Source organism: Phyllobacterium myrsinacearum (genome assembly GCF_014138285.1).
GTDB lineage: Bacteria > Pseudomonadota > Alphaproteobacteria > Rhizobiales > Rhizobiaceae > Phyllobacterium > Phyllobacterium myrsinacearum_A.
On record NZ_JACGXN010000003.1, the window covers coordinates 468,661 to 482,973 of the forward strand.

Annotated in this window: 15 protein-coding genes; 9 read left to right on the top strand and 6 right to left on the bottom strand. The window is 54.2% G+C overall.

Features of this window, described 5'->3' with window-relative positions:
* Positions 1-56: 56 nt before the first annotated feature.
* Both FHW16_RS14510 and FHW16_RS14515 read left to right on the top strand, forming a co-directional pair.
* Positions 57-986, top strand: coding sequence for an IS110 family transposase (locus FHW16_RS14510; protein ID WP_182549898.1), 930 nt, complete (start codon positions 57-59; stop codon positions 984-986).
* Positions 987-1,385: 399 nt separating this feature from the next.
* On the top strand, positions 1,386-2,060 hold the full coding sequence (locus tag FHW16_RS14515; RefSeq protein ID WP_182549899.1) for a hypothetical protein: 675 nt from the start codon (positions 1,386-1,388) through the stop codon (positions 2,058-2,060).
* A gap of 389 nt (positions 2,061-2,449) precedes the next feature.
* Here the strand turns inward: FHW16_RS14515 and FHW16_RS14520 are convergent, their stop codons facing one another.
* On the bottom strand, positions 2,450-3,514 hold the full coding sequence (locus FHW16_RS14520) for a LacI family DNA-binding transcriptional regulator (RefSeq protein ID WP_348643890.1): 1,065 nt from the start codon (positions 3,512-3,514) through the stop codon (positions 2,450-2,452).
* Positions 3,515-3,599: 85 nt separating this feature from the next.
* Between FHW16_RS14520 and FHW16_RS14525 the strand changes: the two genes are divergently transcribed.
* Entirely contained in the window at positions 3,600-4,424 is an 825-nt protein-coding gene (locus FHW16_RS14525) for a phytanoyl-CoA dioxygenase family protein (RefSeq protein ID WP_182549900.1), read from the top strand.
* Between the two features lie 128 nt (positions 4,425-4,552).
* Here the strand turns inward: FHW16_RS14525 and FHW16_RS14530 are convergent, their stop codons facing one another.
* Positions 4,553-6,325, bottom strand: a complete 1,773-nt coding sequence (locus tag FHW16_RS14530) for an SLC13 family permease (protein ID WP_182549901.1) — start codon at positions 6,323-6,325, stop codon at positions 4,553-4,555.
* Between the two features lie 441 nt (positions 6,326-6,766).
* On the opposite strand from FHW16_RS14530, the gene FHW16_RS14535 reads away from it, so the two are divergent.
* The 4 genes from FHW16_RS14535 to FHW16_RS14550 all read left to right on the top strand — a co-directional run bounded on the left by FHW16_RS14535 (position 6,767) and on the right by FHW16_RS14550 (position 9,657).
* A complete protein-coding gene (locus FHW16_RS14535) occupies positions 6,767-7,558 on the top strand; it encodes an IS110 family transposase (protein ID WP_182549902.1) in 792 nt (263 codons plus the stop codon).
* A gap of 240 nt (positions 7,559-7,798) precedes the next feature.
* The gene (locus FHW16_RS14540) at positions 7,799-8,401 is read left to right on the top strand and encodes a hypothetical protein (protein WP_182549903.1); all 603 of its coding nucleotides are present in this window, start codon (positions 7,799-7,801) and stop codon (positions 8,399-8,401) included.
* A gap of 120 nt (positions 8,402-8,521) precedes the next feature.
* A complete protein-coding gene (locus FHW16_RS14545) occupies positions 8,522-8,938 on the top strand; it encodes a hypothetical protein (RefSeq protein ID WP_182549904.1) in 417 nt (138 codons plus the stop codon).
* A 431-nt stretch (positions 8,939-9,369) separates the two neighbouring features.
* Positions 9,370-9,657, top strand: a complete 288-nt coding sequence (locus FHW16_RS14550) for a hypothetical protein (protein ID WP_182549905.1) — start codon at positions 9,370-9,372, stop codon at positions 9,655-9,657.
* Between the two features lie 411 nt (positions 9,658-10,068).
* Here FHW16_RS14550 and FHW16_RS14555 read toward each other — a convergent pair whose 3' ends face one another.
* The gene (locus tag FHW16_RS14555; RefSeq protein ID WP_182549906.1) at positions 10,069-11,349 is read right to left on the bottom strand and encodes an MFS transporter; all 1,281 of its coding nucleotides are present in this window, start codon (positions 11,347-11,349) and stop codon (positions 10,069-10,071) included.
* A 74-nt stretch (positions 11,350-11,423) separates the two neighbouring features.
* Between FHW16_RS14555 and FHW16_RS14560 the strand changes: the two genes are divergently transcribed.
* On the top strand, positions 11,424-11,978 hold the full coding sequence (locus tag FHW16_RS14560) for a CGNR zinc finger domain-containing protein (RefSeq protein ID WP_182549907.1): 555 nt from the start codon (positions 11,424-11,426) through the stop codon (positions 11,976-11,978).
* 425 nt (positions 11,979-12,403) lie between these two features.
* Here FHW16_RS14560 and FHW16_RS29290 read toward each other — a convergent pair whose 3' ends face one another.
* From FHW16_RS29290 to FHW16_RS14575, 3 genes are all read right to left on the bottom strand, one after another.
* On the bottom strand, positions 12,404-12,691 hold the full coding sequence (locus FHW16_RS29290) for an antibiotic biosynthesis monooxygenase family protein (RefSeq protein WP_182549908.1): 288 nt from the start codon (positions 12,689-12,691) through the stop codon (positions 12,404-12,406).
* Between the two features lie 145 nt (positions 12,692-12,836).
* The gene (locus FHW16_RS14570) at positions 12,837-12,977 is read right to left on the bottom strand and encodes a hypothetical protein (RefSeq protein ID WP_182549909.1); all 141 of its coding nucleotides are present in this window, start codon (positions 12,975-12,977) and stop codon (positions 12,837-12,839) included.
* 10 nt (positions 12,978-12,987) lie between these two features.
* Complete coding sequence (locus FHW16_RS14575; protein ID WP_348643891.1) at positions 12,988-13,503, bottom strand: DUF2938 domain-containing protein; 516 nt, start codon at positions 13,501-13,503, stop codon at positions 12,988-12,990.
* 98 nt (positions 13,504-13,601) lie between these two features.
* Between FHW16_RS14575 and FHW16_RS14580 the strand changes: the two genes are divergently transcribed.
* Entirely contained in the window at positions 13,602-14,270 is a 669-nt protein-coding gene (locus tag FHW16_RS14580) for an ArsR/SmtB family transcription factor (RefSeq protein ID WP_182549910.1), read from the top strand.
* Positions 14,271-14,313 lie beyond the last annotated feature (43 nt).

Genomic DNA, 14,313 nt, shown 5'->3' on the forward strand with positions numbered 1-14,313 from the left:
CTGAACGGAAACCGGGGCTTCGGGGCCCGGATGACAAGAATAGGATAGCGGAAAAGATGAGCGACACCCTATCACAAACCATCGGCATCGATATCTCAAAAGCAACACTCGATGCTCATGCCTATCCTGCAGGCAGAAACCGGCAGTTTGCCAATACTGCCAGCGGCCATAAAGCCTTAATTGCATGGCTGGGACAATGGTCCGTCGAGCGCGTGGCATATGAGGCGACTGGTGCTTACCACCGGGAACTCGAGCAAGCTCTGGCTGATCTGCCTTGCGTCAAGCTCAATCCAGCTCGTGCGCGGCGCTTCGCCCAAGCAGCTGGAACCCTGGCCAAGACCGACCGGATCGATGCAGTGATGTTGGCCCGCATGGCTAGCACCATGCAGCCGGCTATAAACCTTGAACAGGCAAGGTTGGCCGAACTGATCAGCGCTCGCGATGGTCTGATGCGTGACAGAACCGCGCTCAAAAACCAGGAGAAAAACCTGACGATTCCGCTTCTAAAGCGTCAGCACAAGCAACGCCTTAATCAGATAGATCAGCATATAACCGCTCTCGATGTCGAACTTGCAGCAAGCATTGCGGCCGATCCGCAACTTGCCCGCCGGCATGAGATTATCTCCAGCATAGCTGGTCTCGGCCCACGCACTGCCAACCAGTTGGTCGCCACTATGCCAGAGCTCGGATCACTTGATAATAAACAGGCCGCATCCCTGGCGGGTCTCGCTCCCGTCGCCCGCCAATCAGGACAGTGGAAAGGCAGAAGTTTCATTCAGGGCGGAAGGGCCAATGTTAGACGCGCACTCTACATGCCCGCTCTCGTTGAGGCCCGCTTTAACCCCGACCTCAGGGAAAAGTATCAGCACCTCATTGCATCGGGCAAGCCCGCCAAAATCGCCATAGTCGCGGTTATGCGCAAGCTTCTCGTCACCGCCAATGCGCTCGTCAAAGCCGATCGCATGTGGGTCGAAAAACATGCTTGATCACAACGGAAACTTGTCTCTCCGATAGTATGTCTCGAACAGAGTGTGCATTGCAGACTAGCTAAATATTCACTCTAGTTCCGAATGGTTATACGATTTGGTGAGAACAGAAATGAAAGTGGTCAAACGACGACGACTGCTTCACGCTCCGTTGCGACCGTCAGGTAGATCGAAGGAAGCGCCCGCTCGACAGCACTGGCAACACCAGACTTGAGCCGTTGTCAAAACGGCGAACAAATATGCGACTTTCACCTCGTGGTCGCGCAGACGTTCCAAATTCACCATCTGCGCGGTATCATTCGGAGGCGTATTGGGCCCGATGCTCAGACTCGCAAACTTCTGAGCGAGAGCACAAGAGTCGGTCGATGATGAACACACGAATTTCGCAGGGCTTCTGATATGATAGCAACCTCTCGGCCTGGAACCACCGGCCTGCGGCAATTCCTTGATATTGAGCAGCAGCGCGATTGGATAGAGGGCAAGATCGACTTGCCGGACACGGGCGATCGCCTGGAGTCCCTTGAACAGCGCTTCAAATATATGGCTCGATTTGAGAAGCTGCTTGGTCGCCCGCAAGCAGGAGAGGTACTGGAGATTCTCGGGCTGTACGGTCCAAACTGCATTCCGATCCCGCGCAAGACCGAGCGCTATTACTGGTCGGTTTCCTGTCTGCCGTCGACCTCAGACAAGCCGCTCGTCCGCGTCAATGCGAGCTGGATGGAGCTTTTCACGCTCTATGCCCACGACGAAGATATCCGTGCCAGATTCATCGTGCATCTTTCGGATTTCACGACGGATCGTTCGGCCACGCCGGGCCGGGTGGATGAACCCTTGCTCGAGCAAAGCGTCGCGATGCCAGAGCACGTCAGTTATTTCTTCCCGCGTGGTGCAGACATTTTCGGCATCAATGTGCACGGTTCTGTCTCGATCCGCAAATTCCTCACGAGCAACCGCATGGTGCGCGCCATTCGTACGTTCAACCTGACGCACATGAACCGGGGGCGGAACGCCTATCAGGCGAGCCATTGCTACAGCGTGGCGGATTACATGCTGGCGGATGGAGGGGGTCTTTAATGCGTGCCATCCCGGCGAACTCGCCGGTGCCGTCACAGCCCCATTTCGCGAGGTCGAATAGACAACAAAGGCGCACTTGCACTTGACTGTCTCGGCCTAACGACAGTGCCGACCTCGGCCGGTGTGCGCCCGCATTTCGGCCGTTACAGTCGCCGGTCTGCTTAGGTTACTGCAATTTCCAAGACGGGGTGGAAATCTGACAGCCGGCTGTGCGCTATCGACAGTTGGAAAGCGGTCGGGCTCGGCCGAGGTTACGGATAAATCGTTCGAAATCAAGGCTCGGTCGCACCGGGTGGGCGGCTACGCTGGATTCTGATCCAGACAATATAGGCAACTAATCCTGTTCACCACGTCACGATTGCAGTCGCATGCTGGCGATGCATAGCGGATTAGAGGTTATCTGTGGTGAACAGGGGCGGGGGAAGCGTGGACGATGAGCGGGCAATGAACGCGCAATCGATTTTGGTCACTTCATAATGAGGGACCCGTTGCTTATGGCGAAACAGTTCTGCCACCGCCCACGCGCCCATTGTGCGATGCGGCAGGTCGACGCTCGATAGCTGCGGCCGAATGTGACGGCAAATCTCATCGTCGTCGTATCCGATAATGGAAACGTCCTCCGGCACTCTTAACCCCAAGTCAAAAAGTGCGTTAAGGCAGCCTAAAGCCATCTTGTCGTTCTGACAGAATATCGCTGTTGGAGGATACTTGAGTGACATAAGTTTCCGGGTAGCATCATATCCCGAAGAGGGCGTCCAGTTTCCACCAGTGACGTAGTCAGGATTGGTTTCGATTTTCGCCTCAGCATGGGCTTTGTTGTAACCCACCAGGCGCGCCTGGGCTGCGTCCATGTACATTTCGCCAGTGACCGTCGCGACACGCTGATGTCCAAGCTCAAGCAAGGTGGCTGTTGCCCGCCGCCCTCCTTCGACTTCATCCGGTACCACAGCAGGAAACTCGCCGTCTGTCGTGTAACAATTGAGCAGCACGAGTGGTACAGAAAGCCTCTTGAATATCGGGTTCATATCAACGCGGCGCGTGAAAATAGACATGTAAATGACGCCGTCCACACCTGCTCGCAAAAGCCTCTCAACTGCCATCTCCTCGTGATCGGGCCGATCAAGCGTTTGCGCAATGAGAAGTGTCACGTTATGTTCCCAGGAGGCTTGCCTTGCTCCTTCTATGGCATTGATCGCTTCCGGGGTCGTAGTAAGCTGGTTCACGATGAACCCAATCGATGATCCTCGGATACCCTCGAGCGCAGACCGCTTTATCGGGCCTGCCTGGCCATAGCCAAGTTTACGAGCTGACGCCAGAACGCGTGCCCTCAACTCCTGCGATATTTTGATTTCCATGACCTCGTTAAGCACGAGGGAAACAGTTGCCTGCGAGCAGCCCGCTGCTTTCGCCACGTCGGCCATCGTCACCCGGGAAGTCTGCCGCTTTTCTGTCACCGATTCACCTTGACCTAATAATTATTAGCTTGACTAATATTTATTGTTACCAGTAGATTTGCCGCATCACAAGGAGGAGGAACAAATGACGCAGACTTTTGATATCGCGGCGAACGTCGACACATTGAACATCGACGGCATTGTTGGCCTGAAAGGCGCATTTACAGCGCAATGGGCTGATGCCATGCGTGAGGACATGATGACAGCATTCTGGGAGGCTATTCAAAGGCCGGGCGGTGCGGTCGGTCGCGGTCCACGGCGTTGGTATGTCGAACTTCATCCGCAAGCCTTTCGGGGATTCGTTGATCTGATTACCCATCCCTGGGTCGTGGGAATCTGCACTGATGTGCTTGGTCCTGACTTTCAGATTGTGGAGATCGGCCTGGATGTTCCATTCCAGGGGGCCAAGTACCAGCCGTGGCATCGGGATTTTCCGTCACCTGCAGATACGTATGACAATCGCAAAATTACTTCCCTTGCATTTAATCTGACAGGCGTCGACGTCACTGAGGATATGGGGCCTTTCGAAATCGCCCCCGGCACACAATTTGACGACGGCCGGGCCTGGAAGCATGAAATGTTTCCGGATAAGTCCCTTTGGCAAAGGTTTCAGGATCGCGCCGCGCGAAAATATCCCTGCCGTGGCGACATTTCCTGCCGGTCTGCACTGACAATGCATCGAGGAACAGAACACAGGTCCCCTATTGCGCGGCCGGTCATGGTCTTAGGTGTGGATGCGCCCGGAGCAGGTCACGCCGAACTGCACGACATGATGGTTACACAGGATTGGTATGATAAACTGCCGGCCATCGCCAGGAAGCATCTGGTTTGCCGAGTAGTTGAAACCCTCGTTCCGATCACTCAAAAGCACGATATAGAAGGCTTGGTGATGGGCGCCGATCCTGCTTGAATTTATGCAGCGGCGGATCGTTTCGCGATATTTTGTGTCATACATCTCCGGTTCTTCTTCCGTGCTCGTTGCGCCGGTGCCAAGTTTGGCCGACAGGCTGCTTTTTGCTGAAGACAAACAGTGAGCTGTTACCGGAGCGGCCACACCCACATTAATGTGGGCACTGCTGTCAGTGCGACAATCAATGACAGTGGAAAGCCCAGCCGGGGATAATCACTAAAGCGATAACCGCCAGGTCCCATTACTAGCGTATTGCATTGATGTCCGATCGGCGTCAGAAAATCGCAACCGGCACCGATAGCCACCGCCATCAGAAAGGCCTCGGGCCGGTATCCAAGCCCCACGGCAAAACTGGAAGCGATAGGCGCCATAACCAGCACAGTGGCAGCATTGTTGAGAAAGGGCGTGACCGCCATAGCAGCAAGGAGAATAACGCCAAGTGCCGCGTACGATGGAAGCTGGTGAGCGTAGGCCGTCAAGAGATGGGCGATGACATCTGTACCACCCGTGGTTCGCAATGCGTCACTCACCGGTATTAGCGCAGCCAGCATGACGAGGATTGGGCCATCGATGGCGGAGTATAGATCGCGGATCGGGATAGCTTTGAAAAGAACCATTGCAACTGCCGCAGCAAAGAAAGCGATCGAAACTGGAAGAAGTCCAAAAGCAGTGGTACCAATTGCGATCAACAATATGAAAAGCGGGACAAGCCCGCGGCGCACACTCCCAAGCAGAATGGTCCGTTTGGCAAGAGGCAGACAACCCAGTTCCCGCACAAGATTTGGAAGAAGATTGTCTTTTCCCTGCAACACGATCACGTCGCCAAGCTGAAACCTGATCTCTCCCAGTCGATCCTGAATGCGCTCGCCCTGCCGGCTGACAGCCAACAGATTGACGTCGTACCGGTGAAAAAGCGACATTTCGGCTGCTGATAGCCCGATCAATGGAGATGTATCGGTTATGACTGCCTCGATGGCTTCCGTCTCGGCCGAGCTTTGACCTTCCGAAGGAATCCGGTCTTTTGACAGAACCAGTTTGCTAGTGCTGACGATTGCATCGAGTGCCTTCGGATCACCTTCCAGAATAAGGACATCACCCTCGACAACAATTGAATCCGGGAGCGGTGTAATCCGACGTTCGCCCCGGACGATCGATGTGATGCGGGCACCCTTGTCGGCAGCCTTCATAATTTCAACTACAGTCTTGCCAATCGCCGAGGCACCGTCTGGAACAATGGCCTCCGACACGTAGTTGCGTATCTCGATCGCTTCATCAGCCGACAGGTCCTCTCGCGTGCGTACGGGAACCAGCCAATAAAACAGCACGAGATAGAGTATACCCACTGCCGCAAGGGTTGCCCCAACAGGCGTAAAGTCGAACATGCTGAAACTCTGACCAACCATCTCCTCCCGCACGCGCGACACAACAATGTTGGGCGATGTACCAATCTGCGTCATCAACCCGCCGAGCAGAGCTCCAAACGCCATGGGCATCAGAAAAACAGAAGGAGATACGTTCGATTTGCGCGCAAACTGAAATGCGATCGGCATCATAATTGCCAGGGCTCCGATATTCTTGACGAATGCGGAGAGGACAGTAACGACCACAACAAGCACCACAAGTTGCGCCCTGACGGACGTTAAGGAAGGGAAAAAGCGCTGTACGGCAGCTTCCATTAAACCCGTACGCGCGACGCCAGCACTGACAACGAGGGCACTTCCCACAATAATGACAATCTCATCACTAAACCCATTAAAAGCCTTGTTATACGGAACGATACCGACCAAGACCGCGACAAGGAGCGAACACATTGCAACAATATCGTAACGCAACTTTCCCCACAGAAAAGCCGCCATCATCAGAGCGATGACCACAAAAGCCAATGTTTGTTGCACTGTCATGGAATTTCCCCATTTTCAGTTAAATTCCGGATCGGACAACTTGTTCCATTCGCACCATCGGGCCCGAGGAAGCGATTTCAGGAAATTCCGCCTTGGGTTGTTGTTCCTTCAGCCCGCGACTAAGATCTGTAGCGCATCTGGGGCAATCAATATGGGGGAGAACAAGAACTGTTCCCCTGGACACGATAGCGCGGAACAAATGCAAACGCGTTGCGCCTGAAAACGATATTTGATGGTTTTTGAACGTCAGAAAGCTCATTTTCACAATTGCTGACGACATTTTAAAGCCTTGAATGGCACCCAAGATTTTTAAACGAGAGTGGTCAACATACTGTATATATTGAGATATTAGCTTAGACCCAATAACCGTCATTCCCTCCCGGTTGTGGAGGGAGGTTGGTAGCATAGGAGCTGTCCATGCCACCAACCAGGAGAGTGACCATGACGCAGACGAAATTCATTGGCCTTGACGTTCACAAGGAAACTGTTGCGGTGGCAATTGCCGACGCAACCCGCGACGGCGAAGTTAGGTTCTATGGAACGATCCCCAACGCACGCGAAGCCATCCGACGCCTTTTCGATCGGCTTTCCGGCTCGGGTGTCGAACTGCATTTCTGCTATGAAGCCGGCGGATGCGGGTACGAAATCTACCGGCAACTTCGACAACCCGGTGCATCGTGCGATGTCATCGCTCCATCGATGATGCCGAAGAAACGCGGCGACCGGATCAAGAATGATCGGCGAGACGCCGTTGCGCTTGCTCGGTCGCTGCGTGCGGGAGAGCTGACGGCCATCTGGGTCCCGGATGAGAGCCATGAGGCGATGCGCGATCTGGTCAGAGCACGGCGTCAGGCGAAAGGCGATCTGGTGGCGGCCAGGCAGATGCTGCTTGGGTTTCTGCTACGGCATGGGCGCAAGTTTCCCGGAAAGACGAACTGGACACGGCTGCATTGGCGATGGTTGGGCGAGCAAGCTTTTGGCTCCCCTCATCAGCAGTTCGTCGTCGGTGAAGGCGTCCGGCGCATTGAGAAGGCACAGGCCAGGTGTGATCGCCTGGACCACATGCTTCAGGAAGCGATGGAAGGCTGGTCGCCAGCGCCGCTCGTTAAGGCTCTACAAGCACTACGTGGCATCGGCCTGGTGATAGCGGCTACGCTCGTCACCGAGATTGGCGACCTCACTCGCTTCCAGACGCCAAGACATCTCATGGGTTGGCTCGGACTGGTGCCATAGGAGGCGTCGAGCGGATCGCGGCACACCTGTCAGGTTGAGGTTTTACGACATCGATGTAAAATCGGTGCTGCAGTTTTATGCGATCTTACCACCATGACGGTCATGAGAGCGTGTCTGGGGGAACAGCTCTTGTTCTTGCCCCATTAAGGGAAACGAAGCATATCGCTGCTGATATACGCGAAGGTGCTCCTCGTTGGTGCCTGTCTAATACCAGCAGAATCGGATCACCAAGGCTTCCTCATGAACGAACATTTATTGTCTACTGCGCCGTCACCGGAGGCCTTCGCCCATATCAGAACAATCATGGGGATTGTTCTGGGTCTATGCGTATCAAGACTGCTGACAGGAACGGCACGGTTCATTCAACACCCGAAAAAACTGTCGGTTTATTACGCACATCTCCTCTGGGTCGGCTTTATGCTGTTCTCGGTAGCGAGATTTTGGTGGTTCGAGTTCGATCTGCGAGAGATTTCCGTATGGACCTTCAAAGAATATCTGTTCGTCATATTCTACTCGAGCCTATATTTCTTGTTATGCACCCTGCTTTATCCAGACAGTATGGAGGAATATACAGGATACAGGGACTATTTCCTGTCCCGCAGGCTTTGGTTCTTTGGTCTGCTGATTGTGCTGTACCTTACTGACCTTATCGACACCCTTTTGAAGGGCGGAGACCACCTGACCAAACTTGGTATCGAATACAAGCTTCAAACGGCTTTGATTGTCTCGATCTGCATCGTCGCATTTATCACCAGGAGCCAACGTTGGCATACCGTGCTTGCAATGCTTGCCTTGGCCTCGTTGATCATTTTCACACTGAGACATTACGCAGTGCTGTTTTAACCCTCAAGGCGAACCAAAACGGAAGCCGACAATGCAAATAAAGGCGGTTAGACTTTGTCGTCGAAACAAAAATGGAATACGGTTTTCGTCACGAATCTGGCATTCAATAAGGGACTGTCTATGAAATCAATATTCTGCGTCGTCGCCGCCGGAATAATGGCCGGAAGTCTGTCGTTCAGCGAGTCCGCTGCGGCTGCAGATTCTTGTGCCGGTGTTGATCAAACGCTTACCAAGCAAAGAAAAAACGATTATGCCGCACTCATTGCCAAGAGCCTTCAGGGAAAAGTGAAACCTGCAAAAGTCGAAGTTGATGCTTTTCTCCAATCCGGTACGTGGACGGTGATCTATGCGTCGACGCCCATCGCCGATCCTGGATACTTCTTCTTTGATAACTCGTCCGGGGCATCGGTCTTTGTTGATGTATGGGGTGGCATCGCCGATGACGGCGACAAACCAGTTTTGATAAAATGGGCTCGCCGACTTGGTGCAAACAAAGAAATCTCATCCTGCTTTGCCCATGTTGTTATGGCTGACTGAGAGCTTGGGCGCGATGTAAACTCCTGCGAATCAAGAAGGCTTTCCCTCGTTGCTTCTTACGCGTTGCAATCATATGGCGCCATCCGTCTTGCGGATGGACGCTTTTCTCATACCCCACAGGCAAATCCAGGCGCTGCTCGTATTCGCGGTGCCAGCTCTTCGAGGCATTCTTGGTTGGGTAACCCAGCTGATGAATGGTGGCATTGACACGTTTGCCGAGCTTGATAAAGAGCTCAACCGCTCGAATCCTGCTTTGCCGGTGCAGCCCACGGTGTCACACAGGCAAACTCAGTCGAGTGAGCGGCAAGATTGTTTCATCGATGAACTGAACTACTCGGTCCGGAACAAATATCATCTTGTATAAACAGATGTAGCACTTTCCGGAAGAATCCTCTTCTATGAGGAAAAATTATAAAAAATAGAGGGGTAATATGTTTGAACAGCAGGGAGAAGAATATTCGGCGTTGGTGAATAAAGTGGCAAAAGAACTATTCAAGCGACGCCATGGGAAGGCTGCTGACTGGGATAATTTGCCGTTGTTCGTACGCAAGAACTACGAAGATGATGCTTGTACCGCCATTGAAACGATCCGCGAAGTGTTGATGCATCCTACCAATGAGATGATTGATGCTGCAAATCGCTCCTTACCCTCGACAACCAGTGGAATGATTATTGCCGCAATCAAGGCGTCGGAGCTGAACGCGATCACCAAGAAATAGGATGCAGTAAGAAATGAGGCCCGGCGCAGGGTATTGGGGAACGCCGAGCCTCATTGCTGTGAGCTCTCTGGACTTACAACGAACCAAAAGTCGCGCAGCCTATAAGCCTTGTCAAGTAAGACCCGGCAGCGACTGCTATCAAAGGTAGACGTTTACCGGGTCCCATGCTTGCTTTCCCACAAGCGCGGGTCATTTGCCAGAAGAACCTGTTGCAATCAAGCCCTGCTGTCCTTCGGGATGTGAACTCACCCCCAAGATTTTCCACTTGCAAATCGAGCCCATCCACGAAGGCCTCGATGAAACGAACCGGATTGTCCGGCCCGGCATAAGGTCCACCGCCTCAGGTAGCAGTAGCATCCGGGAGCAATCAATCCCCGATAAATGTGCCATGGCCAATTCTGCCATGCCGTTTTAAAATTCGGAATCCTCGGCGGAGTTTTCAGGTGGTCTGTAAGATTTCCGCGACATACTGACGAACGTAAGCGTAAGGAGGAAGCCCAACCCCGCCACTCCTGCAAGGGTGCCCCATATAAAGAAAGGCTCAACATTTTCCATGGCAAGCCAACTTCCGGCGTAGTTTCCGAGACTGCCGCCCGCTCCCCAGGCGAGGCCTAGCGCGCCGAAAGAGGTGGCCTGCTTCCCATCCTCGGCGAGTTCCGCCGTGATCGATTCAATCGCAGGCAGAATGAGGGTTTCGACCAAGGTATAGGCTGCCACGATGAACAAGAGCCACCCAAGACCGTCGCGCCATCCCGCCATTCCATAAATCGCGATCAGCGCAACATAGCACGCCAAGAGCATGCATCGTTCGGAAACCCATTTGAAAGCGATTAGCGAAAGCCCCACGAAAAGCAATCCGGCAATGCCATTCGTCGTAAAGACCGCGCTGGCCCCAAGGTCCGAGCCTGCGAGTTTGCTAGCTAGAAGGGGGAACAGAATAAAAAGCTGCGAAAACAGGAACCACCATGCAAAAGTGGCTGCAAGGAAGAACAGGAAAACGGTGTTGGTTGTAACCGACCGCCAACTCCCTGTTAGAGAAGAACGGCTGACATAGAGGCAGTCCAGATAACCTAATCGAATACTCCATAGAGCCAGGACCGCGAATAGCACCGCGCTTGCCTGAAACGGATAGACCGGGTTGAATACGAGCAGCGCCGCTCCGAACATTGGGCCGATGATCACTCCGAGATTAAGAGACAGGTTGTTGAGCACAAAGACACGTGCCACGATCTGCTGAGGTTGGCGTCCGAAAACGCCATAGACGGCCGATTCATAAAATGCTGTTCCCAACCCTATCGTAAGTGTGGCGATAGTAATCGCGATGGGGCCGGTGGAAAAGCCGAATCCGAAGAAGCCCACCGCCCTCAATGCCAGTCCTGCGACCATGAACGACCGGAATCCGTAACGATCGGACAGAGGTCCTGTGACAATCGGCAGGACGCGGCCGCTGGCGAGGTGTAACGTCAAGACAGTGCCGATCTGCGCTGCAGAGAACCCCAAATGCTCTGCCATATAGACAGCCATCAACGGAAAGGCGGTGAAGTTCGAGGCATTCATGAGAAATTGCCCCACGAGCAGAATCCGCACTTCCCGCGAAACTTGTTTTAGATCGGCCAGGACGGTCTGCACAATCGACATGGCCACCGCTGCCTGTGATTGTCGATCCTTTAGGACCGGCTTGTGAGTGGTCATAAGTTGCCTTTCCGATGTAATCTCTATACCACTGAATAAAGATTACACACGCGAACGGAAAAGTAACGTCCAAAATGGATAAAAGGGATTACGCAAAACCCCATACCTATAAAGGCTTGCCGGAGTTGCTGGCCAACACCTACGATGTCGCCCTGTCCGAACCGGAGCGGATGGCAACCACTGGCGATCTGAGGCGGTTTCTTGAAAGCGCTGCTATGCCTGTCGAGCGTTCGATAGCAGATGATGACCTGGCGGAAGTTCATGCTGTCAGAGAGCAGGTAAGGGCTGTATTTCTTGCACCGTCAGATGCCGAAGCGCTGAAACATCTTAACCTCCTGCTGAGTGGCGTGACACCGGAGTTACGCGTTCTTGAGGCTGATGATAAACTCTCACTTCTGTTGTTCCCGGTCGTTTCGCATAAAGTCGCGGAAAACGTGCGATCTGTTGTAGCGATTGCTCTGGGGCAAGTGGTGGAGCGTCTAGGCTTTGACCGTCTTCGCGCCTGCGAGGCTGATCCCTGTCGGGACTTGTTCATCGACACTTCAAAAAAGGGAGCGAGGCGTTTTTGTAGTCCCCGGTGCGCAAGCAGAAAGCATGTCTCGACGTTCAGAAGTCGACGGGCGTCCTGACTGTGCGAAATCCAGACAGACTGCGCGGAAACGCGCCATCGAGTCTGGAAGAAATTGTTTCCTCACGGAAGCCCATTGCGCTGACGATAGAACAGTGTCGCGGCACGCGCATGATTTCGATATCATGTCCTAAGGAAATTCAACACTCAGAGTTTTTGCACAGTCTGCAGGAGTTCCGCGACGCTTTGGCTGAGGCGGATCCCAAAAAGCCTTCACCGCGAATAGCATTCCCTTCATCCCACCAATAATGTCATCGGAAGATACAGTCTGCTCGGCCAGGCCAACTGATCTGGAATGCCCGATGTCATGTATGCCTTGCATTATCGCCTGGAACCGGAGCCGCAAGCCCACTCCGGGAGTGATGGCAAGCCGTCTCGCGATTCTGAGGCGGCTGATCTCGAGCTCGTGGGCTCGACTTTCTCACCTCAAAAGGGAGGCCCTGAGCGACTGATAAGATGCTTTTGCACGTTTTCGTCCTCGAGTTTGATACCTGTCTTTGGCGGGTTTGAGATCTTCCTCCAAGCCTCCAACACGGCCTCGGATTCCCAGAGTTCAACCATGTTGACACGCGACGGGTCGAGAGGATCTTCGCTGATGGACAGGTCGAGGCAGCCTGGATAGGCACGTGCCCGTTTAACCAGATCTGCATGTGCATCGACGAAAGTCTGTCGCTGAGGAGACGGAACTTTGAAATGTCCAGCAATAATTAGCACGTCTTCTTCTCCATAGTGGAATACAGGTGTGGTTCGCTTTCGCTGATTATCCTCTCAAAGACGATCGAGCCCGACCTAATCCGACAAGGCATTCAGATCTTTTGTCCCAATGTTGGTAAAATGGGTCGGAAGAGATACTTCTGCATCAGGTAGCGAGCGTCAGGCAGACGGCGCAATTGTGGCGGTTAAAGACAGACGCGCCAGCTTTGCGGAAACCGCCGTATTCGGATGCGGCAATGAAGTAGCGCAGATGGCAAAGCTCTATCATGGGAGGCGGGTTCGCCATGCCGCTGCCCCTAGAATTGAGCCAGGTTCATGAACAGCGAAAGCACCAGCCCCGAAAGATAAAGCCCGATCGCAAAGGACGTATGGGCGACGAAGCTGCGAAACCTGGAGAGCCATGGCTTGGGTGTCCGCGAGGCAGCGACGCCCGCGCCAAGACCTGGCTGCATGATGAAGAACGGTGCAACAATGCTGCCGATACCGACGATCAACGCCGGGGCGATCGAGGGCCGGTATAACCATCCTAAGCCCCAAGCCCAGACCAGAATTCCGGCGAACACGATGCCAATTGCGTAATGCACGGCCCAACCCACCGCCACCTCACCAGGCACCGGTTCCGCCCCGCCGATACTGTCATGGATGAGCCGCCCCTTTGGGAAATGGCCGATCCAGCGACCCACCAGCCGATACTCCAGGGACGGGATGCCAAGCCATTGGTTTTGCAGGAGCGCCCACACATCCATGACGAAGGTCGCGCCAACCCCAAGCAACACAGTTGCGATGACGCCTTTCAACACCTCATTGTCCACCGGTCATCTCCGTCGCAACGTGCCACCTTTTACTGCTTGCAACACGCAGATCAATCAATAAGTTGCTTGAATGATTATCTGATTATAGTATTCTGTCAATGATGAAAAACGACGCTCACACACTGCTCTTCTCCGAACTGGCCGAGATCGCCCGCACGCTCGGCCATGCGCATCGACTGATGCTCCTGGAACACATCGCACAAGGGGAGCGGCCGGTAGAGCGGCTCGCCGATCTCACCGGCCTCACGATCGCCAACACGTCGCAACACCTGCAACTCCTGCGGCGGGCTGGCTTCGTCGAAACCCGCCGCGAGGGCAAGCGCGTACTCTATCGGCTTGGAAACGGTCCGATCGAAACGGTTCTGGCATCCCTACGCGCCTATGCCGAGCATACCCGCGCGGAGATCCGTGACCTTGTCTCCGATCCGATTAATTCCAACGGCCGGCTTGATTCCATCTCACGCGAAGATTTGCTTGAACGTCTGGCGGCAGGCAGCGTGACGCTGCTCGACGTCCGATCCTCGGAGGAATATGCCCTCGGCCATCTGCCGGGCGCGCTGAACATCCCGGCGGATGAATTGGAACAGCGGCTGACGGAGCTGCCTTCCAGCCACGAGATTGTTGCCTATTGCCGAGGGCCGTATTGCGTCCTTTCCACCACGGCGGCCGAGATGTTGGAAGCCAGGGGCTTTCGCGTGCGCCGGCTCGCGTCCGGCTTCCCGGACTGGAAAGCCGCCGATCTTCAGGTCGAACAGGCCGCCGCCTAAACTCAATCCCATCGGTTTGACTGGGTCGCGTCGCGTCAGCGGC